Consider the following 25,781-nt stretch of genomic DNA (forward strand, 5'->3'; position numbering starts at 1 on the left):
CCGCTCAGCCGGCCGGCCGCGCGACGCCGGCCAGGGCCAGCTCCCGCTCGGTCTCGGCGACGGTGGTCTCCACGCGGGACATGGCGTGGCGCAGGATCGGCGGTCCCATCAACGACGTGAACACGGCGATCAGCACGATCACGGTGTAGGTCGCGATGTTCAGCACACCCAGGCGCAGGCCGGCGGTCGCGACCACCACCTCGACCACGCCACGGGCGTTCATCCCGGCCCCCAGGGCGATGCCCTCCCAGTGCGACAGCCGGCTGGTGCGAGCGCCCAGGTAGGCGCCCGCGAACTTGCCGACGACCGCCACCAGCAGCAGCGCGATTCCGGTGAGCAGCACCTTGGGGTCGGCCAGCGCGGTCAGGTCCATGCGCAGGCCGGCGGTGGCCATGAACAGCGGGGCCAGCACGCTGAGGACGACCGTCCGCAGGGGTGAGAGGTGCTGCCAGAGGGTCGGATCGTCACCGCTTACCTGACCCACCAGGATGCCCGCGACAAACGCGCCGAACAGCGGCTCTATCTTCATCGCGTGGGTGGCCGCAGCGCCCAGCAGGATCACCACGACGGCCACGGTCACCCGCACGCCGCCGTCTCCGGCCCGGCCGGCGAGCCGCATCGCCCAGCGCACCAGCGGACGGCCGATGAACATCGCCGCCACCACGAAGGCCACCAGGTACAACGCCGACAGCGACACCGCCCCGGCCCGTACGCCGGTGGTCGCCGCGGCCGAGACCACCGACAGCAGGAACCAGCCGACGGCGTCGTCCACTGTGCCGGCGGCCAGCGTGAGCTGGCCGATGTCCCGGTGCAGAAGGCCCATGTCGGCCAACGTCTTGGCGATCACCGGGATCGCGGTGACGCACATGGCCACGCCCAGGAAGAGAGCGAAGACGCCGCGCCCGGTCCCGTCCGGGATGAGTAGGCCCGGCACCACGAAGCCGGCGCCGATGCCCAGCGCGAGCGGCAGCAGGAGCCCGCACAAGCTCACCCGCACCCCGGTCGAGCCGCGCTTGCGCACCATCGCCAGGTCCAGCTGCGCACCGGTCAGGCCGACCAGCAGCAGCACGCCGAGTTGGCCCACCGCGTCGGTCAGGTGCAACTGATCCGCATCGGCGGGCAACACCCACTCGAACGCGCCGGGCGCCAGTGCGCCGGCCAGCGACGGACCCAGCAGGACGCCGGTGAGCAGCTCACCCACCAGCGCGGGGAGTCCCAGGCGGACCGCGAGGCGGCCCAGCGCGAGCGCCACCAGTAGCAGCAGCGAAACCTGTAACAGGAAGACGAGCAGGACATGTGGTGCCAGCGACGGTAGTGGATCACTCATCGTCGGACCTCCCTCGGCTGCGACACGGCGGGGGAATCGCCGCAAGTTAGCGTAGGGAAACCGATCGGCGTCATCTTCCGTCGGAATCAGCAGGTCTTCGGTGCCCGGCTCTGGTCCGTTCGGCGATGTTTGTAGGCACACCAGCCGACCGGATGCCCACACAAATGTGGTCTTGCACGCCAGCTCCGCTGCTCATCACGTCACTACAACGGTGGAAGCCATATCCCCGCCCGCTGTCTACATTCGGCATACCGGGCGGTGGCTATCGCCTTGTCATTCTTCAGATCCGCAGAGGGGGTTTCAGATGGACTACGACCAGACGCTCAAAATTCTCCTGGAATTTGTGGAGAAACATGTCTTGGCGGGGGCCGGACAGACCGGTTCGGAACCAGGGCTGACGGCGCAGACCCCGCTGCTGGAATGGGGCGTACTCAACTCTCTGCGGCTGACCCAGCTGCTGGGCTTCATCCGCGACGAGCTCCAGGTCGACGTGTCGCCCGAGCTCATCGTCGGCCGCAACTTCCGGGACCTGGACGCGATCACGCGCCTCGTCATCAGCCTGCACGACGACCCGGCCCGCGTCTAAGCGCGGCCATCGACAGACGAGGAGTCAGCGTGAGTGACGTCGATTTCGACATCGGCATCATCGGTGGTGGGCCGGCCGGCTCAACCGCCGCGTCATACCTGGCCAAGGCCGGGCTCTCCGTGGCGGTATTCGAGGATGAGCTCTTCCCGCGCCAGCACGTCGGGGAGTCCCTGGTGCCCGCCACCACGCCGGTGCTGGCCGACATCGGGGCGCTGTCCCTCGTCGACGGCGCCGGCTTCCCCCGCAAATACGGGGCGGCCTGGACGTCGGCGGCCGAGGACGACATCCCCACGCTCGGCTTCAGCGGGCTGTCGCACGGCTTCGGCTCGGCCGAGATCCTCTTCAACGAGCGCGACCAGCCCGGGGTGCACCAAGATTACACATACCACGTTGACCGCGGGAAGTTCGACCTGCTGCTGTTGCAGCACGCGAACTCGCTCGGCGCGAAGGTCTTCGAGGGGGTACGGGTCCGCCGGGTCGACTTCGAGCAGCCCAACCCGAACCTCGTCTTCTCGCTCGGCCGCAACGAGATGTCGGTGCGCACCCGCATGGTCATCGACGCCAGTGGCCGCGGCACGCTGCTCGGCCGGCAGCTCAAGCTCAAGGTCTCCGACCCGGTCTTCAACCAGTACGCCATCCACGCCTGGTTCGACAGCCTGGACCGGCAGGCACTGGCGTCGCGCGAGGGGCAGGCCGACTACATCTTCATCCATTTCCTGCCGATCAGCGACACCTGGGTGTGGCAGATCCCGATCACCGACACGATCACCAGCGTCGGTGTGGTTACCCAGAAGAAGCACTTCGCCTCGTCGCCGTCCGACCGGGAGCAGTTCTTCTGGGAGTGCGTGAGCAGCCGCCCAGCGCTCGCCGCCGCACTGCGGTCCAGCGACCAGGTTCGCCCGTTCAAGTCGGAGGGCGACTACAGCTACGGGATGAAGGAGATCTGCGGGGACAACTTCGTCCTCATCGGGGACGCCGCCCGCTTCGTCGACCCGATCTTCTCCAGCGGCGTCAGCGTGGCGCTCAACAGCGCACGTATCGCCTCCACCGACATCATCGCGGCGGCCGAGAAGGGCGACTTCGGCAAGCCGGCATTCGCGACGTACGAGGAGAAACTGCGCCGCGGCGTGCACAACTGGTACGAGTTCATCTCGATCTACTACCGGCTCAACATCCTGTTCACCGCGTTCGTCCAGGACCCTCGGTACCGCCTCGACGTACTGAAGATGCTCCAGGGCGACGTGTACGACGACGCCGAGCCGGCCGCGCTGGCCGCGATGCGCAAGGTGACCTGGGCGGTCGAGAACGACCCGGACCACCTATGGCACCGGCACCTCGGCAGCCTGCGGGCTCCGGCGTCGGCTCCCCTGTTCTGACGATCCGGAGGCGCTGGCATGCAGAGCACGGCGGCGACGTTCGACGTCGCGATTCTCGGCAACGGTCTGGTCGGCTCGACCCTCGCGGCCGTGCTTGCCAGGCGCGGCGCCCGGGTGGCGCTGATCAGCGAGGACACCCACCCGCGCTACACCCCGGGCGAGATCGCCACCCCCTACACCGCCGCGCTGCTGCGGATGCTGGCCGAGCGCTACGACGTGCCCGAGCTCGCGGCGCTGGCCACCGCGAAGCGTGCGCGCACTGAGGTGTCCGCGCATCTCGGCACGGCCCAGGCCAGCAGTTTCGTCTACCACCGCGGCGGCGGGCCACGGGCACCACGGGAGGTGTTCCAACTGGCGCCGCCGCGCGTCCTGCCGGCACCACCGACGCTGTATCGGCAGGACACCGACGCGTACGTCTTCCACACCGCCTGCCGCTACGGCGCCACCTCCTACCAGCAGGCCAAGGTGGCCGAGGTGGTGACCGACGCGGACGGCGTCACGGTGGTGCGCGCCGACGGCCGGACCATCCGGGCCCGGTTCGTGGTGGACACCGGCGGCCGCGGCGCCCGCCTGATCGACCTGTTCCACACGCGGGAGCAGCCGAGCCGGCTGCGCCACCGGTCGGCCGGCATCGCCACCCACATGGTGCGGGTCGGCTCGCTCGATCTGGCGCCGCCGGACCGGCCGCCGGTCCCGTGGGGCGCCGGCCCGTTGCATCACGTGTTCCGCGGCGGCTACGTGTGGGTGGTGCCGTTCGGTCCGGGCCGCGACGGCACACCACTGGTGTGGAGTGTCGGCGCATCCCTGACCGGCGTCGAGGCCGTGGGCGAGCCGGCCGAGCTGTGGGCCGGGCTGCTGGACCGGTTCCCGGACATCCGCGCGCAGCTCGGCGCTGCCCGGTCGGTGCAGCCGTGGGCCACGTTCGAGTCGGCGCCGCTCGGCGACGGTTGCGCCGGCGACCGCTGGTGCGCGATCGGTGAGGCCGCGGGCTTCGTCGATCCGCTCATGTCCCGGCCGCTGCTGCGCGGCCTGGAGGCGGTCGGTTTCCTGGGCGGGCGGCTGCTCGACGCGATCCGCACGGGCGACTTCGGCGCGCGCCGGTTCCAGTTCATGACCGAGTTCGCGCAGCGCGCGATGGATGCCGACGACCGCCTGGTGCACGCGTTCTTCGGCGCGTCGGTCGACTACGGGCTGTGGAGGGCCTTCCTCGCGGTGTGGGAACTAGGTTCCTTCTACGGTCGGCTCACGGTCGAGCACGCCGGGCGGGAGTTCGAACGGCTGGAGACGGCGAAGTATCTGGGCCTGCCGTTCCCCGGCCACGAGGGCTATCACGAACTGTTCGAGCGGGCCTGCGCCGACATCGACGACGTGACAGCCGGCCGGACCAGCGCGCAGGCGGCGGCCGGCCGGATCCACGCCGGCCTGCGGGCCACCGGCCTCGTGCCGCCCGGACTGCCGCTGGCGGACCCGTCGCTGCGCTTTCTGCACCCCGGCCCGGCCGATCTGGTGCGGCTGCTGCGGTGGGACGCGCCGGACGAGGTCCGCCCGCTGATCACGGCCATGCGAAGGAGCAGGAGATGAAGAAGTACGACCATGATGTGGTGATCCTCGGCGCCGGTATCGCCGGTTCCATCCTCGGCGCGGTCCTGGCCCGCAACGGCGCGGACGTGCTGGTGATCGACGCGGGCTCGCACCCGAAGTTCGCGATCGGCGAGTCGATGATCCCGTACACGCTGCTGACGTTGCAGGCCATCGCCGACCGGTACGACGTGCCCGAGGTGAAGACGCTCAGTAACTTCAAGGCCTGCACCCGCGACATCAACCCGTCCTTCGGCTGGAAGAAGCACTTCGGCTTCCTGCACCACCGGCCCGGCGAGGAACCGGATCACTGGGAGGCCAACCAGTTCAACACCCCCGGTGTCCTGCACACCTCCAGCCATCTGTTCCGGCAGGACACCGACGCGCACATGTTCCACGTGGCGGTGAGGTACGGCTGCCAGGCCAAGCTCGGCTACCGGGTCGAGGACGTGGAACTCGATGAGGACGTCGTGGTGGTGCGCGGTGCCGACGGCGCCGAGATCCGGGCCCGCTACCTGGTCGACGCCAGCGGCTTCCGCTCCCCGCTGGCCGACAAACTGGATCTGCGGGACCAGCCCTGCCGATTCAAGCATCACTCCCGGTCGATTTTCACCCACATGATCGGGGTCAAGCACACCGACGAGGTGCTGCGGCACAGCGCCGACCAGCGGCCGCCGGTGCCCTGGCACCACGGCACGATGCACCACCTGTTCGAGCGCGGCTGGTTCTGGGTCATCCCGTTCAACAACAACCCGTACTCGCGCAACCCGCTGTGCAGTGTCGGCCTCACCATGGACAACCGGCTCTACCCGAAGCCCGACGGGGTATCGCCCGGCGAGGAGTTCTACCAGTTCGCCGCCCGGTTCCCCGCGGTGGCGCGGCAGTTCGCGGACGCGCGACCGGTGCGCGAGTGGGTCGGCACCGGTCGGCTGCAGTACTCGTCGCGCAACTCGATCGGGCACCGTTGGTGCCTGATGTCGCATGCCGCGGGCTTCCTCGACCCGCTGTTCTCCCGGGGCCTGTCCAACACCGCCGAGGTCATCAACGCGCTGGCCTGGCGGCTGCTGGCGGCGCTGGAGGACGACGACTTCTCGGTGCAGCGGTTCGCCTACGTGGAGAAGCTCGAACAGGGCCTGCTCGACTTCAACGACAAGCTGGTCAACTCGGCGTTCACCGCGTTCGACACGTACCCGCTCTGGAACGCGGTGTTCCGGATCTGGGCGTTCGGCTCGGTGATCGGCGGGTTCCGGGTGCAGCGGGCGCTGGCCAAGTACCGCACCACCGGCGACGTGAAACATCTGACGGCGCTGGAGGACCCGCCGAACGTGGGCCTGTGGTGGCCGGACCACGACGGTTACCGCAAGCTTTTCGACGCGATGGTGGAGGGCTGCTCGGCATACGAGAAGGGCCTGACCTCCGCCGACGACGTCGCACGCGAGCTGTTCAGCCGGATGCGGGACGCCGACTTCGTGCCACCGGGGGTGGGCTTCGCCGACGAGAACCGGCCGTACCTGAAGCCGTCGCCGAGGGTGCTCGCCAAGGTGCTGCGCTGGGCGGCCCGGGAGGCGCCGCCGGAGCAGAAGGAGATGGTGATCGGCACCGCGCGGGACATGCTGAAGTCGGCGACCCGCGGCCGGCGGCTCTTCTGAGCGGCAGACACCACAAGGGGATCGGGCCCATCGGCTGAGATGGGCCCGATCCTTTTTCCTTGCCCGCTGCGCCGACGGGGGGCGGCGAGGGGCATTCAGTAGACGCTTATGGCCCGCAGGTCCTCGATGACGGCCTGGTAGGCGCGGGACTGGAAGACGGGCATGAGCCGCAGGAGCTTGGCGCGGTCACCGCTGACCTTCAGCCGGCCGGTCATGAAGCCGGTCGCCGGGTGCATCTTGCCCTCCTGGAGCTTCACGCTGTCGGGGTAGCTCGCGGTGATGGTGAACGACGGCTCGGCCACCTCGCCGATGCGGGCCTCCACGATGCGCCCGCTGCGGATGCGGAAGTAGTAGGGCCACCGGCCGGCTTCGGGGTGCTCGAGCACCACGTACTGAACATCGAGGTCGGTGCCGGGTCGCTCGGGCTGGTCGGCGGCGCGCCGCTCCAACTCGCGGAAGAATTCCTCGGACAGGTACTTGACCGTTGTCATCGGGGGGCCTCCTGGTCGGTGTGCACGTGAAGCGTCTCCAGCCCGCGCAGGGTCAGCCGCGGGCGGTACTCGGGCGAGCCGTCCAGCCGCAGCACCGGGAACCGCCGGAGCAGCCGGTCCAGGACGACCTCGGCCTCCAGCTTGGCCAGCGCCCAGCCGAGGCAGTGGTGGATGCCGGCGCTGAACGAGATCGGCTGGTGGTCGTCGCGGCGGACATCGAAGCGATCCGGGTCGGGGAACTTCTCCGGATCGCGGTTGGCCGCGGCGAGCAGCGTGATGACCGTGGACCGGGGCGGGATCTCCTGCCCGGCCACGATCAGCGGCCGGCTGGTCATCCGGATCACCAGGTGGACCGGCGGGTCCCAACGCAGAACCTCCTCCACCGCGCCCGGGATCAGTGACGGGTCCTTGCGCAGCAGCTCCATCTGCTCCGGGTGTCGCAGCAACGCGTAGACGGCGTTGCTGAGCAGGTGGGTGGCGGTCTCGAAGCCGGCGCCGACCACCATGTTGCAGAAGCCGATCAACTCCGCGTGGCTGAGCCGGCCCTCCTCGTCCTCCATCTGCACCAGGTCGGAGAGCAGGTCATCCTGCGGCTCCGCGCGCCGCCGCGCCACCAGGCCGTCGAAGTACTCGTCGCTGAACTCGGCGCCGGCGTCCGCCTCGAGCAGTTCCTCGGAGGTCAGGCCCAGCTCGAAGGTGCGCTGGAAGTGGTTCATCGGCGCGCGCAGCGGCGGCGCCTCCTCCCGCGGCACGCCCAGCATCGCGCAGATGACCTGCAGCGGAATGTCGTAGAAGACGTCGTTGAGGATGTCGCCGCCGCCGGCCGCGGCGAGCGGCTCGATGAACTCGTCGAACAGCGACTCGATCACCGGCCGCATCGCGTCGATCCGGCGCGGAGTGAAAGCCCGGGCGATGATCCGCCGCAGCCGGGTGTGCGTGGGCGGGTTGGCCCACAACATGCTGGTGCTCATCCGGCGCAGCGAGGCGTGCTCGGCCCAGTCCCCACCGAACCGCCCGTCCATGAACAGCTCGGGGTCCTTGCCCACCTCCTTGTCCCGCAGCACCTGGTTGACGTCGTCGTACCGGCTGAGCACCCACAGGCCCATGGCGCTGTGGTGCACCGGCGCGGCCTCGCGCAGGCGGTGGTACCGCGAGTACGGGTCGGTGCGGCCCTCCGGCGACAGCAGCACCTCGGACAGGGCCGCGTCGGCGGCCTCGTTGAACATCGTGGGGGTGATGGTCACGGCTTTGCTCCTCCGGTCGAAGGCCGGGCCGACGCGCCGAGCACGGCGCGGAGCCCGTCGCGCACGACCGCGCCGGTGCCGGGCGGCGCCGACCGCAGCGTCCACAGTGCGAGGCGGGCCAGGTCCGGCGGTGTCGGGTGGTAGTAGCGTTTGCGTGGGTCGGTGAAGCCGAACACGTCCGGCACCACCTCGGCGTCGCGGAGCAGCACGAAGAGGCGCTCCCCCGCGGCGGACGGGTCCGCGGCGCCGTCGGCGCACAGGCCGACCGCCCGGTCGAGCAGCCGCCGGAAGCCAGCGTCGCCGGGGAACGGCGAGCCCGCGTCGGGGCTGCCGGCCAGCGCGCGGGCCGGGCGGTCGTCGCCACGGCGCAGCCGCCGCAGCGCGCCCTGCGCCTGCAGCGTGCCGAAGAGCAGCCCGACCTCCCAGACCCGCAGCACTGCCTTCCACAGCAGCGGGCTGCGGGTGCCGGCGAGCACCATCTCGGCGAGGGTGTTGCCGCCGGCGCGCAGGCTCGCCAGCGTCGCCTTCGCGGTGGCCACGCCGGCCGGGTCGAGTCCGCCGGCGCCGCGCCCGCGCAGCAGCACCGCCAGCAGGCCGGCCGCGGCGAGCTGGTCGGTGAGCCCGCGGGAGAGGAAGAAGCCGGACGGTTCCCGCCCAGGCAGCGCACACCACCGCGGCCCGGCCAGGGTGGTGCCGGCCGGAGGACGGTGGGTCACCACGGTCCACGGCTGCACCACCCGGGCCGCACCGAGCTGCGCCCTGATCATCGGGTACGGCTCGATCAGGTCCCGCAAAACGTCGCCCGGCGACGCGCCGGACGGGAACGGATACCGGGTCGCGTCCACCGTGAGGCCAACGCCGGTGACCAGGCTGGTCGACCTGCGATGGTTGCCGAACGGCACCCGCCACAGGTAGCCGCCGTCGAAGACGTGGTAGCACGGCCCGTCGTCCCAGCGGCCCGGCGCACCGAACGCACGGGTTGAGCCGGTCGCCTCCCGCATCGAGCCGGCGCCGACCAGGTGCGTGTGCAGCGACCAGCTATGCGCCGGCAACTCCTCGCCGTCGACGAGCCCGGCCCCCGCGGCGAAGGCCTCGCCGCCACCGCCCGCGTCGACGACGAAGCCAGCGTGGAACCGCCGGCCGTCGACGGCCGTGAGGGACACCCCGGACGTCTCGATGCGGACCTCGGCCAGGCGCACGTGCTGCCGGGCGTCGGCGCCGTACCGCACCGCGGCGTGGAACAGGAAGCTGTCGGTGTCCTGCCGGTACAGTGTCGGCTCAGCCGGTATCGCGGCCGGGCTGGTGATCTGCAGGACGTCCGCGGCGGCCGGGGCCCGCCCGTGGTGGTGGTAGAGGAAGCCGAGCGTGCGTCCGACCCCCGTGCTGCGGCTCACCCGCCGGCTGGCCGAGGGGGCGTCGGCCAGCCAGGCCAGCTCGGGCACCCGATGCCAGACGGCCATGGTGCGCAGCAGCGTCGCGGTGTACGGCGTGACGATCTCCTCGGTGCTGAACCGGGGATGGCCCCCGGGGTCGAGAAGCAGCACCCGGGTGCCACCCCGGGCGAGCGCCGCGGCCAGCGCGGAGCCGGCGAACCCGGCCCCGAGCACGGCCACGTCGTAGGAGGACTCCTGCGCCATCTCGACCCCTTCTCCCGTCCGGCCTTCCGTCTTAGGAGCACGCTATGAACGTGGCGCGCTCCTGTCTTCCCCACCCAGGAGTCCCCCCTGGGACGGAGCACCCCTCCGGAAGGGGGTCCCGATCACTGCCGGAGGCGGTCCAGGTATTCCCGCAGTGGCGTCACGTCGTGGGCGTCCGCCCGCAGGCCGAGGTAGCCGTCCGGACGGATCAGGAACATCGCCGGGCGGTCGGCGCCGTACCTGCGGTGCACGTCGCCGTGCTGGTCCACGAACACGCCGGCCGGCACGTCCAGCATTGGCTTGCGCACCACCGTGAACACCCGGCCCAGCGAGCCGAGTACCGCCCGGGCCCGGTCGGCGGCTTCGGCCAGCGCCGCCGGTTGCTGCTGCCCGCCGAACAGCAGCAGGCGGTGCCCCGGCCCGCGCAGCAGGTGCCGCAGGGTCTCGTAGCCGTTGCGGTCGCGCAGGAAGCCGTCCGGCGCGACGTCACCGGGGGCCGGCCCGGATGGGCCGGCGGCCTGCCACCGGTCGAGCACGGCCGGGCTGTCCCGGTACTCGATGTTGAGTCCGCCGAAGGAGCGCACCACCTTCTCCTCCGCCCGGCGGATCCGGTCGAGGAGGTGAAGGACGCCGTCGCGCATCATCCGCGACACCGGCGAGTGCAAGGTGACCGCCTTGGTGGCCCGCTCGGTGCGCCGCAGAACCTGCTTGGCGACATTGGAGCGTTCCTGCTCGTACGAGTCGATGAGCATCTCGCCAGCGGCGCCCTGCACCACAAGTGCCAGCTTCCAGCCCAGGTTGTACGCGTCCTGCAGGCCGGTGTTCATGCCCTGGCCGCCGACCGGGCTGTGGCTGTGCGCCGCGTCGCCGCAGAGGATGGTGCGCCCGGAGCGGAATCGCTCGGCCCGCTGCTGCCGCGCTGTGAACTGGGTTGTCCACAGTGGGTCGGAGAGGGCCGGGTCGAGCGTGGTTTCTGCGGCCACCAGGCGCCGGAACACCTCGATGTCCGGATGCGGGCCAAGCTCATGCACGTCGTCGCCCTCGTAGTCGATCACCAGCCGCCAGCCGTCCGGGCGGGGCAACGGGACGGCGGCGAACACCCCGTGCCCGCCGAAGATGACCTGGATCCGGTCGCGCGGGAGCCGCCATGGGGCGCGGACGTCAGCGAGCAGGAAGGTGCGGTTCAGGTCGTGGCCGGCGCCGCCGATCCGTGCCGCCTCCCGGATCATGCTGTGCGCGCCGTCGCAGGCGACCAGCCACTCGGCGGTGCATTCCTCCTCGGCGCCGTCCGCGCGCCGCATGATTACCGAGGTGCTGTCGCCGTCGCCGCGCCAGGCGATGACCTCGGTGCCCCACTCCGGCTCGACGCCGAGCCTGGTGGTGTGCTCAAGCAGGATCTCCTCGGTCCGGGACTGCGGCAGCGCGACGCTGAACGGGAACGGCGACTCAGCCTTGCCCAGTTCGACCGACGCGACCTCGTCGGCACCGTCGCTGATCTGGATGCCGATGATCGGCACGCCGTCCCGGACCACGCTGCCGGCCAGCCCCAGATCGTCGAAGGTTTCCAAGGTACGCATCAGCACGGCCAGCGCCCGGCTCTCCCGCACCGGCCCGGAGCGGCGGTCCACCAGCCGCGCCTGGACGCCGTGCCGGGAGAGCTCCGCGGCGAGCATCAGGCCGGTGGGACCAGCGCCGACGATCAGGACCGGGCTCGTGGTGTGACGCATCTCGGTCGTCATGCCCGCTCCTCCCCCCGGCGGTGTTCGCCTGCATAGACGACTGGGACGAGCAGCAGGCCCACGACGGCGGCCGCGATGACGGCGGTCAGTCGGCCAGCGGACAGGTCGGCGAACCCATGGATGACCGGGTTGTACCACTCGAAGATCGGCGTGAACGGCCACCAGCGCGCGAAGGCCTGCGCGGCCTCGGGCAGGTACGCCATCCGGCTGAAGCCGCCGCAGACGAAGAACGTCATGATCGCGCCGAGCGTGACGACCGGCTGCGCGGCCCGGAAATGCCGCAGTAGGTAGCCGAGGACCAGGCCGAACGCCGCGCAGGCCACCATGACCGGCAGGAACCCGAAATAGACCCCGAGCAGCCGGCCCGGGCTCACCTCGAAGTGGCCGATGGCGTACGAGAGGGCCAGCGGCAGCAACGACATCACGGTGGCCATCAGCACCGCCGAGAGGATGATGCCACCGCCGGCCGCGGCGATCGGCAGCGGCGTCAGCAGGATCTCTTTGCGGGTGCGGTATTCCCGCTCGACGAGCATCAGGTTGGCCGCGATCAGCATGCTGCCGAAGAACCAGGCGAGCAGGATGCTGCTGCCGCCGAGATACGCGGCGCGCCATACGTCGTCCGGATGCTCGGTCTGCTTGGCCAACTCGACGTCGAGCGCCCCCGACGCGTTGATCGAGTTGACCGCCAGCTCGATCCGGCCGCGGTAGTTCTTCGCCGCGTCCGAGTTGACGTTGAACGAGTCGACCTGGATGCGGTGCGTCTGGTCGTAGTCGGGCGGGATCACGATGACCGCGTGCAGCCGACCCCAGCTCAGCTCGTCCCGGGCCTCGGCCAGGTCGGTGGTGACGATCCGGAAGTAGGGACCGATGTCGGAGTGGGCGTCCCGGACGGCTTGCTCCGCCTGCTGACCGGCCGCGGAGCTCGACTGGTTGACCAGCGCCACCGGGTAGGCGTCGCCGACACCGCCGTAGACCATCGTGGACAGGATCAGCATGGCCGACGGCACGATGACGACCTGGATGATCAAGGCTCGTTCCCGCCGGAGCAGCAGCAGGTTGCGGTGGAAGACCGCCAGAATCGCGCGCAGGATGGACATTACAACCTCCCTACTGTCCTTGGGTGAAGGTGAGACGGGACCGGAGGAACCAGACGGACGACGTCACCAGCACCGCCACCAGCGCTGCCATCCAGCCGGCCGCGCCGGGCAGGGTGGCCACCAGTGGCAGGCCCTCCATCGCGGCGCGGATCTGGTCGGTCATCGACGCCACCGGCCAGTACCTGGTGGAGAGCCAGAGCGCCTCGACGAGCCCGCCGTGCGCGTAGCCGCGTAGGTAGGACTCGAAGCCGCAGAGCAGGAAGTGCACCAGGGTGAGCACCGCCGCCAAGGGCACCACCGGCAGCGACCGGCGCAGCGCCACGCCGAGCAGCATGCCCAGCGCCGCGCCGTAGAAGAACAGCGCCAGCATCGGCAGCCAGGTGCCGGGGCCGAGACGGGACAACGGATAGTCCAGGGTCAGTGCGAGCGTGCCGGCCACCAGGGCGGTGCTGAGCAGCGTCTGCACCGAGGTGACCGCCCATTTGCCGACGATGAACGGGGTGAAGCTGCGCGGTGCCAGCACGATGCCCTTGGCCGTGCGGTCCTCCCATTCGCGGGCCACGAGGTTGCCGGTGTTGACCATGGCGGCGTACAGGATCGTGAACATCAACAACCCGGTGCCCATGTAGCGCTGGAAGCTCATGTCCTTGCTGAACCGCGGATTCTCCTGAATCACGACCGCGGCCGACGGCGACGACGCGACGCTCATCTCCCGGATGATGTGCTCGATGCGCAGCTCGAAGTTCTTGGTGATGTCGGAGTTGATGTTTTCCAGCTGGAGGTTCACCTCGGCCCGGCCGGCGGCCGCCGCGGTGTCGAAGCCCGCCGGGATGCGGACCAGCCCGATGGTGTCGCCGTCGCGGTACATCTCGGCGGCGCGCTCCGGGTCCTCGGTCTTGATCAGCCAGGCCTTGCCGTCCTCCGACTTCATCGACCGCATGATCTGCATGAACTGGTCGCTGTAGACGCCCTGCGAGTCGCGGGCCACGACGATCGGCACGGTCGTGGCGGCCTGCACGATCAGCGAGTAGAGCAGCGCGAACAGCGCCGGCACCAGAATGCTGATCACCAGGAACACCGGGCTGCGCAAGGTCATGACCAGGTCTTTGCGCACCAGTGCGCGGATAGCGCGAAACATCGTCGTCTCCCTCAGTTGCGCAGGCTTCGGCCGGTGAACTCAAGGAACACGTCCTGCAGGTTCGCGTCCTTGAGCTCGAAGCTCTCGATCTGCCGCGGCTGGGCGCCGAACCGGCCCTGCTGGAGCGCGGCGAGCACCTCCAACGCCTGCGGCGACCCTTCCAGGCCCACGGTCACCACCTGGTCGTCGCGGGTCACCCGGTGCAACGCGGACATCGCGTGCTCGGCCGCCTGGGCCACGTCGGGCGAGGCGAACCGCAGCACCAGACGCAGCGCGGTCACCTTGGCCTTGAGCTCGGCCAGCGTGCCCTCGGCGACCGCGGCACCCCGGTCGATGATCAGGATGCGGTCGGCGAGAGTCTCGGCCTCCTCCATGTAGTTGGTGCTCAGCAGCACGCTCATGCCGCCGTCGGCCAGCTCGCGCACCCGGTCCCAAATGGCCTGCCGGGACTGCACGTCGACGCCGAGCGTGGGCTCGTCGAGCAGCAGCGCCTGCGGCTTGGTCAGTAGCGCCCGGGCCAGGGTGAGCCGGCGCTGCATGCCGCCGGAGTAGGTGCCTACCCGGTCGTTCTGCCGGTCAGTGAGCTGCACCAGTTTGAGCACCTCGCCGACCTGGGCCTTGAGGTCGCCGCTCACGCCGTAGTAGTTGCCGTGGAACAGCAGGTTTTCCCGGGCGTTGAGGCTGTCGTAGAGCGCCGTCTCCTGCGGCATGACGGCGAGATTGCGCAGCACCGTCTTGCGCTCCTTGTGCGGCTCCTGACCAAACACCCGCACCTGGCCGTCGGTGGGCTTCCGCAGCCCGCAGATCAGGTTGATGGTGGTCGTCTTACCGGAGCCATTGGGGCCCAGGAGGCAGAAGATCTGCCCCCGCGGGATCGCGAAGGACAGCTCGCGGACCGCGACGAACTCCTCCTTGCCGCGCCGGTGGAAGCGGACGGAGACCCGGTCCAGCTCGATCACCGAATCGTGACCGGTCAGGTCGCGCAGACTGGCCGGGTCGGCCATGGTGGTCATGGATTGCTCCTTCGGTAGTCGGTGGCCGACGACGGTGGGGCCGTCGTCGTGACGAAAAATGAGACGTGCCGCTCGGCCAGCTCGCGGCCGAGCGCCCTTTCCTCCTCGGTGGACTGAGCGTTGAGATAGACGAAGCGCACGTTGGCCAGGGGCGCGAGCAGCTCCCAGACCAGCTGCTCCGCGGTGAACTCGGAGCGCAGGCGGCCGGTGGCGAGCCAGACCTCGAACAGCGGGTGCAGCTGCCGCTGCACGGCGGCGATGGCGTCGGTGAGGCTCTTGCCGCCGGCCGCCTTGCCCAGCAGGCCCTCGCGCATCATCACGCTGCTGAAGCGGCGGGCCCGTGGCTGGTCGAACGCATCGACGATGCGGCGCGCCAGGTCGGGCAGCGCCGCTGCCGGGCCCAGCTCGGCCAACGGGCTGAGGTCGACCCCCAGCTCGCCGAGCTCGAGCAGGCCGGACTGGGCCATCAGCGTGTCGAAGATGGCCTGTTTGGAGTCGAAGTGGACGTAGATGACGCTCTCGCGCACACCCACTGCCTCGGCGAGCTCCCGGATGGACGTGGCGGCGAAGCCCTTGGCGGCGAAGGCCTCAAGGGCCGCGTCGAGCAGCGCCTCGCGGGTGTGCAGACCTTCGGCCTTGGCCGGGCGGCCGGGTCGACGGGTAGCGGCGGATCGTGGCATGACAGAATCCTAACGTACGATCGTTATTTAAAAACCTAACGGTTGATCGTAATTTTTCACTAACTGAAAGTGCCGCGCCTCTCCGGCCCGGCCGAGCCGCCCTGACGTGCGAGAACCGTCCAAACTCGACCGCGCCGGCAGGGCATGGAGGCGGTCGCGGACGGCTTCGGACGCAATACTGAGCGTTGCAATGTAAAGATCCCCATGTATCTTCATGCCGGTGAATGTCTACTCCGTCGGGGGAGAGAGACGTGTCCGACAAGCCCATTTCCGCAGGTGATACCGCGACCCGGCTCCTCCTCGTTGACGATCGGACCCTGGTTCGGGTAGGGGTTCGCATCCTGCTGGAGCAGGTCCCCGGTTTCGAGGTGATCGGGGAGGCCTCGGACGCCCGTGAAGCCATCCGCAAGACCAGCACCCTGACCCCGGATGTCGTGATCATCGACGCGTTGGCCCACCGAGTGGACGCCGCCGAGGTCACTCAGCGGCTGCTCAGCAGTCCCCTGCGCCAGCCCCCCCGCATCCTGATCCTCGTCAACGCGGAGGACGAGGGCCGCAAGGCGCTCCAGGCCGGCGCCGCAGGTGTGCTCCGCAAACACGCCACCGCGGATGAGTTCGTCTCCGCGATCCGGATCATCGCGGCCGGCTACCTGGTGCTGGCGCCCCAGACCAGGTATCCCGCGCACGCCGCCACCATCGTCGAACACACCGTGGCCGACCCGCAGATGCAGGGCGCGCTCACCCCGCGCGAGATGGACGTGCTCAAGCTGATCGCCCGCGGCGCAACCAACGCCGAGATCTCCCGGGAGCTCTCGTTACGGGAGAGCACCGTGAAGTCTCACGTGCAGCACCTGCTGACCAAGTTGAACTTACGCAGCCGCGTGCACGCGGTCATCTATGCCTTCCACACCGGCCTCATCCAGACCCGGAGCATCGAGCTGGAGCGGCGGTGACCGGAGTCGCGATGCCGGCCAGATCCTCGGCCAGCGCCGCCATCAGCGGGGCGATCTCGTCCTGGAGGTAGAAGTGGCCGCCGCCGAAAGCGCGCTCGCCGAAATCGTCTGACTCTCGCCGCCACGCCCGCGTGCCGGCGTCCGAGGTGAGCGGATCGCCGGTGCCGCGGTAGACCCGCACCGGACAACCGAGCGGCTCGCCCGGCTGCGTGGCGTACCGGCGCAGCAGTTCGAGGTCGGCCCGCAGCGGTGGCAGCAGCAACGAGCTCAGCGCCGGGTCGGCCAGCACGGCGCTCGGCACCCCGCCCAGCCCGGCCAGCCGCTCCAGCAACCGCGGATCGTCGGGTGCGGGCAGCCGCAGCCGGCCCGCCTGCGGCGCCCACGGCGCGTCGAAACCGGAGATCAGCAAGCCGGCCGGGGGCACCCCGGCGCGCTCCCGCATCCGGCGGGCGGTCTCGAAGGCCAGCAGCCCGCCCATGCTGTGACCAAACAGGACGAGTTCGGCGGGTGGCATCCCGGCGAGTTCCGCGGCCAGCGCGGCGGTGACCGCCCCGGCCGTCGTGACCGGCGCCTCGCCGCGTCGGGCGCCGTGCCCGGGCAACTCGACGCCGATCGGCTCCACCCACTCCGGCAACGCGGCGACCCAGGACCGGTACGCCGCCGCACTACCGCCGGCGTACGGCAGCAGCACCAGCCGCAGCCGCGCCGCCGGACGCGGCCGCCACCGGTGCAGCCAGCGCCCCTTCATGACTCGTCGTCCGGTGCCGGGCAGCGGACCTGGCCGTACCGGCCGCCGAGGAACGCGAGCGGCTCGGTGTCCCTGAGGATGCCGAACTCCAGCACCTCGCCGAGGACGATCAGATGGTCGCCGCCCTCGAACTCGGCCTTGGTCCGGCACTCCAGGTACGCCACCGCGCCGACCAGGATCGGCGCGCCGGTGCGGCCCGGGCGGAACGGCACGTCGGCGAAACGGTTCTCCCCGGCGCGGGCGAACTGCCGGGAGATGTGCTCCTGGTCCGCGCCCAGGATGTTGATCGCGAAGCCACCGGCCTGCTGCAGGCCGGCCTTGGCGCGGGACGACGAGTGCACGCAGAACAGCACCAGCGGCGGTTTCATCGACACCGACGTGAAAGAGTTCGCGGTCAAACCGAGCGGTACGCCGACGACATCCGCCGTCACCACCGTCACCCCGGTGACAAACCGCCCGAGCACCCGGCGCAGCTCCAGCTCATCGAGCGTTACCTCGGACCTCATGCGCACCACCTCGCCGTAGTTTGCTGATTCCGAGTCAGCGTAGGAATGTGCACCGTCGGTGTCTTCCATCAGCGTGATGAGCACGGCGCATCCGGTCACCGGGTGCTCATACCTGCGGACTAGCCTCTACTGTCCGCAAACCGGCGGATGCCGGCTCGGCCGGCGGCCCCAGAGGCGCAGCTTGTCCGGTTTACGCAGGGTTCGGACCCACCGGATCCGGTCGTCGGCGAAGGCTGGACGCGGTTTCGGGTCTGCTTCCGAGGAAGGCGCGGATCCCGCTGAGGGCGGCCTCCCGGTCCAGATCTGCCATGACCAGCGTCCCCTGCCCGCGTCGCGAGTGTCGCAACGAGGGAGTCGGCGGTTCGGCGCTGCCCGTGCGGGAACTCGGCCTGCTCCGGCGACCCCATCGACCCGGTCGTCCATGACGTTCCACAAGCCAGCCAGGCCGCCTCTTGTCGCGGCGTCTGGCGGGCGGGCCGGAGTGTGACCAGGGCGTGCAGCCACATTCGCGACGACATGCTTCCCAGCGCTCAGGGCGGGTCGGGCAAACAAGACCACGTCAATGATTCACTGCCGGCCACACACAATCTTTGTCTCGTTCACCTCGGCGACACCTTCGGAACGTCGTGAGCACCGACGGCAAGACGTGATCATCCGGCGGTGAGGCGCCTGGTCGCCCCGGTGCGGACTGCCCGCGCAGCGGCTCGTCAGTCCGCACGCACGAGACCCACCCCAGGGGCTAGTCGCCCCCTGAGCTTCCGGAGAAACAGAACATGGAGTTACCTGCGCGGCGGTCCCGAAGCTGGCCGGGGACTCTCAGATTCGGTCTGCCCCCACTGATCGCGGTGTTGCTCCTGGCACCGGTCGCGGTGCTCTTCCAGCAGGCCCATCCGACAAGCGATGACCGCGCCTCTGTGCAGCGAGAACGCGACGGCGCCAGGTATCTCCGGCCACTCGGCCAAGTTGCCGTCGCGCTGGTGGATGCCCAGTCCGCAGCCGTGGCCGGTCGGCCCGCCTCGGGCGAGCCGCTCAAGGAGGCAGTAGCCGAGATGGCCGTCGTCGACACCCGGCTCGGCGGCGAACTGCTGGCACGCGAGCGTTGGGCCGGGCTCCGGGCGAAGATCGACGCGCTGCCCAATCGTGGCGCCGACGAGGCCGCCGACACCATGGCCACCTACAGCGAGGCCGCCGACCTGCTCCTCGGGCTCTACCGCAAGGTACGCGAGGCTTCCGGACTCGCACGCGACTCCGTCGCCGACACCTATTACCTGCAGGACGGTGCGGCCGAGGAACTGCCCGAGGCGCTGGTGAACGTCGGGCGATTCAGCGACCTCGCGATGATCGCCTCCGGCCAGAGCAGCGAGCACCACGAGCTCACCATTGCCAACCTCGGCACTTACCGCTCAGACGCGCTCTCCTCAGCCGATGACCTGATCGACGACCTACTCGCGGCGGAGACCGAGAACGTCAGCCTCAGCAGCGGAGTGCTCGGTGAGATCGACGCCTTCCAGCGGGCGATGGAGACGTTGGGCGCCGTCACCTTCGCGACCAAGGCGAAGCCGAGTCCGGCCGGTACTGCCAAGCCGACCTCCAACGGCAAGGGCGACAACTCGGACGACGCTGACCCTGCGGGCAGCGGCCACAGCGCCGCCACGAGCCTCGTCGTCGACGTCGCCCAGGTCAGAGCGGCCCGCACCACCGCCCAGGACGCCGCGGCCAAGCTCAACACGGCCATCCTCAACGAGCTGGACGGTCGGCTTTCCGCTCGGGCTGATGACCTCGACGGCCAGCGGCGACGCGTCTTGGGCGTTACCGCTCTCGCGGTCGCTCTCGCGGTCACCGCGGTGTGGGTGGCCCTTCCTCGTAGGGTGCGCCGGAGACGACGCGCGGGCAGACGAGACACCAGCTCACTGTCTTCGCCGATGGTGCCCCAGCCAGCCGCACCGCCGGCCCTGCAGAGCAGAGGTGGCGTCCACCCGCAGGCTGGATACCCCGCGCTCGATGAGGACAGCGACCCGAAGCATTGGAACCGGACAAATGCTGCTCGATAGACTCCGCATTCGGGGCAAGCTCGCCGTTCTGCTGGTCATTCCACTGTTCAGCATGGCCGCGCTGGCCGTGCCGGTGGTCGCCGAGCGGGCAGGTGCCGCAGCACGAGCGGACCGGGCCGCCGTCGCCGCACGCACCGCGGAGCTGGTCGGCACAGTGGTGCAGGAGTTGCAAGAGGAGCGGCTACTCTCCGTCGGCTACCTGCTCGGCGTGGCGGACCATGCGTCTCTGGTGCGGCAGTCGACGGCGGTAGACGACAAGGTCGAGGACCTGCGCGCGAACCTCGACATCGATCGGTCCAGCCCGATCGTCGCCGCGCTGGACGGTGTTCGCAAGATCACCGACACACGAACCGCCGTCCTGGCGCACAAGGCCAGCACCGACGCGGCACTGACGGGCTTCACGAGCGTGATCGGGCCGCTCATCGAGGCACCCCAGTTGTTGTTCGACGCGGATACCGCCACTGCCGCAGGCCGCCAGCTGGTCGCTCTCGACGCCCTGCTGCGCACCGACGAGCAGATCAGTGCCGCCGGAACGCTGCTCCTCCTCACCGCCGCGGCACCGAGCCAATCCGCCAGCAGCCGCTACATCGCCACGCTGGCCTTACTGCAGGTGGCGCTCGACCGGTTCCACGCCTTCGCCACCAGTGAGCAGACCGCACTCCACCAGCTGATCAACACTGGGGTGATCGCCCGAACGGGACAAGACTTCCTGGCTCTGGGGGCAGCCGACCCGAGGTCCGCCGTCACAAAAGTACCGATCACCACCATCTTCCCGGCCGTCTCTTCGCTCGGCCGACTCGGCGAGTTCGTCAAGAAGAAGCTCGTCGCCGACATCATCACCGAGGTCAACGACCAACAACGCCACGCGCTCACCACCGCGTACACGGTGGGCGGGCTGGTGCTGCTGACGCTCCTGTTGGTGGTGGCCCTCAGCGTCGCGGTGGCCCGTTTCGTGGCCCTCCCGCTGACGTGGCTGACCAACTCCGCCGAGCGAATCGCCCGGCTCTCGGAGGCGGAACTGGTCCGCATCGCCGACGACGAGACGGAGTCGCCATCCCCGGTTCGACTTGACCCGATCGACGTCAGCGGTCACGACGAGATCGGGGACCTGGCGCGCGCCTTCGAGCGTGTGCAACACACCGCGGCACGGCTGGTGGAACGGCAGGCAGCGAGTAGACGCAACGTGGCGCAGATGTTCGGGCACATCGGTCGGCGCACACAGAACCTCGTCGGTCGTCAGCTCGCGCTCATCGACCGGCTGGAGCAGCAGGAGACCGATCCGGGCCGCTTGCAGCACCTCTACCGACTGGACCACGTGTCCAGCCGGCTGCGCCGCAACGCGAACAGCCTGGTGGTCCTCTCGGGTTGGAACAACTCGGAGGGCCACATGGCCCCGCTGCCGCTCGGCAACGTGGTCCGGCTCGCGCTCGGCGAGATCGAGGACTTCACCCGAGTCGACGTGGAGGTCACCGACGACGTGTCGGTCGTCCCGGCCGCGATCGGCGACCTCGCACTCACCCTCGCCGAACTGATGGAGAACGGCACCACCTTCTCACCGCCCCACACCCGGCTCACGGTCGTGTCCCAGACGCTCCCCCACGGGGTACGCATTTCGCTGGTCGACCACGGTATCGGTATGCCCGCGGAGCGGCTGGCCGAGGAGAACGTCCGCCTGACCCGACGCGAGCGGCTCGACCTCGTGCCGACCGAGCTGTTGGGGCTCTTCGTCGTCGGCCGGTTGGCTCGGCGACACAACTGGCGGGTTTGCCTCACTGCGACTCCGGGTGGTGGCGTCACTGCCGATATTGAGATCGATTCCCGCCTCTTGGTCGACACCCCAGCCCGGGCAGGGAGGTCAGGCAGGCCGGGCGTCACGAAAATTGCCGGCATCGGCTCGGCGCCGCAAGCCGTGGAAACGGCGCGCGCAGGAGAGAACCGGCGGAGTCCCGAGCTGCCGAAGACCGAGGGCACGACCGATCGCGAACGCGTCGAATCGGTCACTCGGCCACCCAACGAGCTGTCGCTGAACCCGGCGCTGCTCGACCGGGCGAGGCAGACACTCTCCAGCGGCGCCAAGTGGAACGCGTTCGCTCCGCTCGGCAGCCCGGCCACTGCGGCACCGTCCAACGGCGTCGTCGCCGTTCCCACCCCCACCGCGGTGTCCGGGAGCGCCGTGGGGGGCGGACCGGTGTCCATCGCCGGCTCGGGGTCGCTGGTTGTTCCCCCGATCCCGCAGGCCCGACCAGCGGCGGCTGCCGTGCCCCAACTCACCCGACGGATACCCGGCGCGAGTCTGCCCGACGCCGAGCCGGTCCCGAGCTACCACGGCAGCGCGTCGGCACCAGAGAATCCCGACGAGGTTCGCCGTCGGATCAACCAGTTCGAGGCGGGCATCCAGCGCGCCCTAGGTGAGGCAAGCCCGAGTTATCACCGCGAAGAAGGTTCACCACGATGACGAGCCCATTCCTCCACGAGAACGCCACGCACAACCCGAACGGGGACTTCACCGGCCTCAGCCATGAGGCGAGGACCTTCAACTGGTTACTCGATGGGTTCACCACCAACACAGCCGGCGTGCTGGAGGCGATCGCCGTCTCCTCGGACGGATTGCTGATGGCGATGTCGGCGACAAAGGACCGACCGAACGCGGAACGGCTCGCCGCAGTGGTGTCCGGGATGACCAGCATGTCCGCTGGCGCCGCCAACTGGTACGCCCTGGGGATGCTCAACCGGATCATCATCGACATGACCGACGGCTACTTGTTGATCACGACCATCAGCAGCGGCTCCGTACTTGGTGTCGTGGCCGATCGTTCGGCAAACCTTGGAACGGTGGCGTACGAGATGACCCTCTTCACCACCCGGGCAGGCAGCGCGCTCACCCCGCAGCTCATCGTTGAACTGAAGAACTCGGTTCAGGGCTGAGCGGGCGAGTCAACAGCGACGTCATGCACTGGAAGGAACCTGACGGGGAGGAGCCGGCACCGGGCGTCCAGATCCGTCCCTACCTGCGGGCCGTAACGCCGGCCGAGCAGTTCGCTGGGCCGGCACCGACCCCCGAGGCAACGCTCGACCCTGCCATCACCGACGTTCCACGTCCCTTCGTGCTGACCTCGGGACGAGTGGCGGGAACCGACCCCTCGATCAGTCTGGAGACCCAGGTGACGGCCAGGCATCCGGGCCTGAGCTGGGACTCACCCGGATTGTCGCGGCTGACTCCCGAGATGCGGAACATCGTCCTGCTCTGCGCTGAGCCGCTCTCCGTGGCGGAGGTCTCGGCCCAACTACAACTGCAGCTCGGCGTGACGAAGGTCCTGGTCGGCGACCTGCGTGCCGCCGGTTACCTGGACGTACACGTGCGTCACGGGGCCGAATCTTTCAACCCCGACGTGATTCTGAGAGTGATCGATGGACTTAGCGCAATCTCCTGAGTGGCAGGCCAACGCACCCCAGAGCAACGGCTCGGTTCACCCGCGACCGTCTGATGAGGCTGACCCGATCCGTGGCCGGCCATCCGTGCCGCTGCCTGTGAAGATCGTCATCGCAGGCGGCTTCGGCGTCGGTAAGACCACCACCGTCGGTGCCATCTCCGACATCGCGCCGCTGACGACCGAGGCGGCAATGACCGAAGCTGCGGTCGGCGTCGACATCCTCGGTCTCGGATCGGAGAAGACCACGACCACGGTCGCCATGGACTTCGGCTGCGTCACCATTGACCGGAGCCTCAAGCTCTACCTATTCGGTACACCTGGACAGTCGCGGTTCGGCTTCATGTGGGACGACCTGGCCCACGGCGCGCTCGGCGCGCTCGTCGTTGTGGACAGCGCCCGGCTCGACGACTGCTACCCCGCCATCGACTACTTCGAGCACGCCGGCCTGCCCTTCGTCGTCGGCGTCAACGCCTTCCACGGCCACCTGATGCACGAGCTGGCGGAGATCCGTTGGGCCCTCGCGATCGGCGATCAGGTGCCGGTGGTGCGGTTCGACGCGCGCGAGCGAACCTCGGTACGGGACGCGCTGCTGGTGGTACTCGGCACCGCGCTGAACAAGGCGCTCGGAGAACAGCCCGGCTAGCCACACCATCCTGACGCCGCAGGCATCGACAGCGAGGCCGCCGAAACCCTCCGACCTGCGTTTTACCAGATCAGCGATGTGGTGTTGGGGCACCCCTACACGTTGAAGCGGAACTCCACGACGTCGCCGTCCTGCATGACGTACTCCTTGCCCTCGATGCGGACCTTGCCCGCCGCCTTGGCCGCCGGCATCGAACCGTGCTCGACCAGGTCGTGGTAGGAGACCACCTCGGCCTTGATGAAACCGCGCTGGAAGTCACTGTGGATGACACCCGCGGCCTCCGGCGCGGTGGCGCCGACCGGGACGGTCCAGGCGCGCGCCTCCTTGGGGCCGGCCGTGAGGTACGTCTGGAGGCCGAGGGTGCGGAAGCCGACCCGGACAAGCTGGTTGAGGCCGGGCTCGTTCTGCCCGATCGACTCCAGCAGCTCGCGGGCCTCCTCCTCGGGCAGGTCCACCAACTCAGACTCGATCTTGGCGTCCATGAAGACGGCCTCGGCGGGGGCGACCAGGGCGCGCAGCTCGTCGAGGAACGACTCGTTGGCCAGCTCGGCCTCGTCGACGTTGAAGACGTACAGGAAGGGCTTCGTGGTGAGCAGGTGCAGCTCGCGCAGGTGCTCCAGCTCGATCTTGGCGGCGGCGGCACCGGAGTAGAGGGTGGTGCCGCCGTCGAGCACCTCGATGGCTGCCTTCGCGGCAGCGACCGCGACGGCCCGGTCCTTGCGGAGCTTGGCTTCCTTCTCCAACCGGGGCAGGGCCTTGTCCAGGGTCTGCAGGTCGGCGAGGATCAGCTCGGTGTTGATCGTCTCGATGTCGTCGGCCGGGGAGATCTTGCCGTCGACGTGCACCACGTTCGGGTCGGAGAAGGCCCGGACGACCTGGCAGATCGCCGAGGCGTCCCGGATGTTGGCCAGGAAGGCGTTGCCCCGGCCCTGCCCCTTCGACGCGCCGCGAACCAGGCCGGCGATGTCGACGAACGACACCGGGGCCGGCAGCACCTTCTGCGAGGAGAAGATCTCGGCCAGCTTGCCCAGCCGCTCGTCGGGCAGCCCGACCACACCGACGTTGGGCTCGATGGTGGCGAACGGGTAGTTCGCCGCCAGCACGTCGTTCTTGGTCAACGCGTTGAAAAGCGTGCTCTTGCCGACGTTGGGCAGGCCGACGATGCCGATGGAGAGACTCACGACCAGCCAGCTTACGCGGGTGCCGATTGGGCCGACCCACGTGGCTCCGATTCGACGGGCCGGGCGATCGATCGTCGCTCCCGCCGGGCCGGGTCGAGCATTGTTACCCTTCCCGATTCGATGTCGCGCTGTTGGAGGTGGGATGAACTCGACCTTGCCCGAGCTGTACATCGCCGTCGATGTGGAGGCGGACGGGCCGATCCCCGGGCCGTACAGCATGATCTCGCTGGGGATGGCCGTGGCCGGACAACCGGATCTGACCTTCTACACGGAGCTACGTCCCATCTCCGACGAGTTCGTGCCGGCGGCGCTGGCCGTCTCCGGGCTGGACCGGGACCGCCTGCTGCGGGAGGCGCCCACCGCGCAGGAGGCGATGTCCGCCGCGGCGGCCTGGGTCGACGGGCTGCGTCGGATCGGCCGTCCGGTCTTCCTCGCCGCGCCCGCCGTCTGGGACGGCATGTTCGTGCACTGGTACTTCGTCCGCTTCGTCGGCCGCAGCCCGTTCGGTGTCACCGGCTCTGGTGTCGATCTCCGCAGCTACTGGATGGGGCTGACCGGCGGCGAGTGGGTTCAGACCCACAAGAGCACGATCAAGAACGAGCTGGGCCTGCACGGCGTGCCGCACACGCACCACGCCGGGGAGGACGCCGCCGAGCTGGCGCAGGTCTTCGACGCGGTGCTCCGCCGCCGACAGTCCGCCGAGCAGGATTGAC

The 25,781-nt window shown here is 69.5% G+C and carries 23 protein-coding genes; 11 read left to right on the forward strand and 12 right to left on the reverse strand.

All coding sequences use genetic code 11. The features are described 5' to 3' along the window. Nucleotides 1–4: 4 nt before the first annotated feature. Nucleotides 5–1,327, reverse strand: a complete 1,323-nt coding sequence (locus tag C7C45_RS11220) for a cation:proton antiporter (RefSeq protein WP_110563560.1) — start codon at nucleotides 1,325–1,327, stop codon at nucleotides 5–7. Nucleotides 1,328–1,631: 304 nt separating this feature from the next. Between C7C45_RS11220 and C7C45_RS11225 the strand changes: the two genes are divergently transcribed. Genes C7C45_RS11225 through C7C45_RS11240 form a run of 4 tightly spaced genes read left to right on the forward strand, consistent with a single transcriptional unit; the run spans nucleotide 1,632 to nucleotide 6,516 of the window. Next, nucleotides 1,632–1,913: a phosphopantetheine-binding protein gene (locus tag C7C45_RS11225; RefSeq protein ID WP_110563561.1), complete on the forward strand. Its 282-nt coding sequence runs from the start codon at nucleotides 1,632–1,634 to the stop codon at nucleotides 1,911–1,913. 29 nt (nucleotides 1,914–1,942) lie between these two features. Beyond that, nucleotides 1,943–3,289 carry an NAD(P)/FAD-dependent oxidoreductase gene (locus C7C45_RS11230; protein ID WP_110563562.1) on the forward strand — a complete coding sequence of 449 codons (1,347 nt, stop codon included), beginning with the start codon at nucleotides 1,943–1,945 and terminating at the stop codon, nucleotides 3,287–3,289. An 18-nt stretch (nucleotides 3,290–3,307) separates the two neighbouring features. Next, entirely contained in the window at nucleotides 3,308–4,870 is a 1,563-nt protein-coding gene (locus tag C7C45_RS11235; RefSeq protein WP_110563563.1) for an NAD(P)/FAD-dependent oxidoreductase, read from the forward strand. Continuing rightward, nucleotides 4,867–6,516, forward strand: a complete 1,650-nt coding sequence (locus C7C45_RS11240) for an NAD(P)/FAD-dependent oxidoreductase (protein ID WP_110563564.1) — start codon at nucleotides 4,867–4,869, stop codon at nucleotides 6,514–6,516. Before C7C45_RS11235 ends, C7C45_RS11240 begins: the two co-directional genes overlap by 4 nt. 95 nt (nucleotides 6,517–6,611) lie before the next feature. On the opposite strand, the gene C7C45_RS11245 is transcribed toward C7C45_RS11240, so the two are convergent. The 8 genes from C7C45_RS11245 to C7C45_RS11280 form a co-directional block, all read right to left on the reverse strand. Next, nucleotides 6,612–7,007 (reverse strand): SCP2 sterol-binding domain-containing protein, encoded by a 396-nt coding sequence (locus C7C45_RS11245; protein WP_110563565.1) that lies wholly within the window; start codon nucleotides 7,005–7,007, stop codon nucleotides 6,612–6,614. Next, entirely contained in the window at nucleotides 7,004–8,251 is a 1,248-nt protein-coding gene (locus C7C45_RS11250; RefSeq protein WP_208641125.1) for a cytochrome P450, read from the reverse strand. Before C7C45_RS11250 ends, C7C45_RS11245 begins: the two co-directional genes overlap by 4 nt. Further along, the gene (locus C7C45_RS11255; RefSeq protein ID WP_110563566.1) at nucleotides 8,248–9,888 is read right to left on the reverse strand and encodes an NAD(P)/FAD-dependent oxidoreductase; all 1,641 of its coding nucleotides are present in this window, start codon (nucleotides 9,886–9,888) and stop codon (nucleotides 8,248–8,250) included. Before C7C45_RS11255 ends, C7C45_RS11250 begins: the two co-directional genes overlap by 4 nt. 122 nt (nucleotides 9,889–10,010) lie before the next feature. Next, a complete protein-coding gene (locus tag C7C45_RS11260; RefSeq protein ID WP_110563567.1) occupies nucleotides 10,011–11,627 on the reverse strand; it encodes an FAD-dependent monooxygenase in 1,617 nt (538 codons plus the stop codon). Then, nucleotides 11,624–12,724 carry an ABC transporter permease gene (locus C7C45_RS11265; RefSeq protein WP_110563568.1) on the reverse strand — a complete coding sequence of 367 codons (1,101 nt, stop codon included), beginning with the start codon at nucleotides 12,722–12,724 and terminating at the stop codon, nucleotides 11,624–11,626. The genes C7C45_RS11260 and C7C45_RS11265 overlap by 4 nt, the downstream gene beginning before the upstream one ends. Before the next feature lie 10 nt (nucleotides 12,725–12,734). After that, nucleotides 12,735–13,862: an ABC transporter permease gene (locus tag C7C45_RS11270; protein WP_110563569.1), complete on the reverse strand. Its 1,128-nt coding sequence runs from the start codon at nucleotides 13,860–13,862 to the stop codon at nucleotides 12,735–12,737. 11 nt (nucleotides 13,863–13,873) lie between these two features. After that, a complete protein-coding gene (locus tag C7C45_RS11275) occupies nucleotides 13,874–14,875 on the reverse strand; it encodes an ABC transporter ATP-binding protein (protein WP_208641126.1) in 1,002 nt (333 codons plus the stop codon). Further along, nucleotides 14,872–15,555 (reverse strand): TetR/AcrR family transcriptional regulator, encoded by a 684-nt coding sequence (locus C7C45_RS11280; RefSeq protein WP_110563570.1) that lies wholly within the window; start codon nucleotides 15,553–15,555, stop codon nucleotides 14,872–14,874. Before C7C45_RS11280 ends, C7C45_RS11275 begins: the two co-directional genes overlap by 4 nt. A gap of 251 nt (nucleotides 15,556–15,806) precedes the next feature. Between C7C45_RS11280 and C7C45_RS11285 the strand changes: the two genes are divergently transcribed. After that, entirely contained in the window at nucleotides 15,807–16,508 is a 702-nt protein-coding gene (locus C7C45_RS11285) for a LuxR C-terminal-related transcriptional regulator (protein WP_167454700.1), read from the forward strand. Here C7C45_RS11285 and C7C45_RS11290 read toward each other — a convergent pair. Together C7C45_RS11290 and C7C45_RS11295 are read right to left on the reverse strand one after the other, a co-directional pair. Beyond that, nucleotides 16,471–17,256, reverse strand: a complete 786-nt coding sequence (locus C7C45_RS11290) for a thioesterase II family protein (RefSeq protein ID WP_110563572.1) — start codon at nucleotides 17,254–17,256, stop codon at nucleotides 16,471–16,473. The genes C7C45_RS11285 and C7C45_RS11290 overlap by 38 nt on opposite strands. Next, on the reverse strand, nucleotides 17,253–17,762 hold the full coding sequence (locus C7C45_RS11295; RefSeq protein WP_110563612.1) for a flavin reductase family protein: 510 nt from the start codon (nucleotides 17,760–17,762) through the stop codon (nucleotides 17,253–17,255). Before C7C45_RS11295 ends, C7C45_RS11290 begins: the two co-directional genes overlap by 4 nt. Nucleotides 17,763–18,607: 845 nt before the next feature. On the opposite strand from C7C45_RS11295, the gene C7C45_RS11305 reads away from it, so the two are divergent. The 5 genes from C7C45_RS11305 to C7C45_RS11325 are packed head-to-tail and all read left to right on the forward strand — an operon-like array spanning nucleotide 18,608 to nucleotide 23,887. Continuing rightward, nucleotides 18,608–19,813, forward strand: coding sequence for a hypothetical protein (locus tag C7C45_RS11305; RefSeq protein ID WP_110563573.1), 1,206 nt, complete (start codon nucleotides 18,608–18,610; stop codon nucleotides 19,811–19,813). Beyond that, the gene (locus C7C45_RS11310) at nucleotides 19,800–22,268 is read left to right on the forward strand and encodes a sensor histidine kinase (protein ID WP_110563574.1); all 2,469 of its coding nucleotides are present in this window, start codon (nucleotides 19,800–19,802) and stop codon (nucleotides 22,266–22,268) included. The genes C7C45_RS11305 and C7C45_RS11310 overlap by 14 nt, the downstream gene beginning before the upstream one ends. Continuing rightward, the gene (locus C7C45_RS11315; RefSeq protein ID WP_110563575.1) at nucleotides 22,265–22,738 is read left to right on the forward strand and encodes a roadblock/LC7 domain-containing protein; all 474 of its coding nucleotides are present in this window, start codon (nucleotides 22,265–22,267) and stop codon (nucleotides 22,736–22,738) included. The genes C7C45_RS11310 and C7C45_RS11315 overlap by 4 nt, the downstream gene beginning before the upstream one ends. A gap of 23 nt (nucleotides 22,739–22,761) precedes the next feature. After that, nucleotides 22,762–23,244 carry a DUF742 domain-containing protein gene (locus tag C7C45_RS11320; RefSeq protein ID WP_110563576.1) on the forward strand — a complete coding sequence of 161 codons (483 nt, stop codon included), beginning with the start codon at nucleotides 22,762–22,764 and terminating at the stop codon, nucleotides 23,242–23,244. Further along, entirely contained in the window at nucleotides 23,222–23,887 is a 666-nt protein-coding gene (locus C7C45_RS11325; RefSeq protein ID WP_110563577.1) for a GTP-binding protein, read from the forward strand. Before C7C45_RS11320 ends, C7C45_RS11325 begins: the two co-directional genes overlap by 23 nt. Before the next feature lie 95 nt (nucleotides 23,888–23,982). Here the strand turns inward: C7C45_RS11325 and ychF are convergent, their stop codons facing one another. Beyond that, the gene (gene ychF, locus C7C45_RS11330; protein ID WP_110563578.1) at nucleotides 23,983–25,068 is read right to left on the reverse strand and encodes a redox-regulated ATPase YchF; all 1,086 of its coding nucleotides are present in this window, start codon (nucleotides 25,066–25,068) and stop codon (nucleotides 23,983–23,985) included. Nucleotides 25,069–25,210: 142 nt separating this feature from the next. Here ychF and C7C45_RS11335 point away from each other — a divergent pair, with 142 nt between their 5' ends. After that, complete coding sequence (locus C7C45_RS11335; RefSeq protein WP_110563579.1) at nucleotides 25,211–25,780, forward strand: exonuclease; 570 nt, start codon at nucleotides 25,211–25,213, stop codon at nucleotides 25,778–25,780. Nucleotide 25,781 lies beyond the last annotated feature (1 nt).

This window comes from Micromonospora arborensis (genome assembly GCF_003205615.1).
GTDB classification, from domain to species: Bacteria; Actinomycetota; Actinomycetes; order Mycobacteriales; family Micromonosporaceae; genus Micromonospora; species Micromonospora arborensis.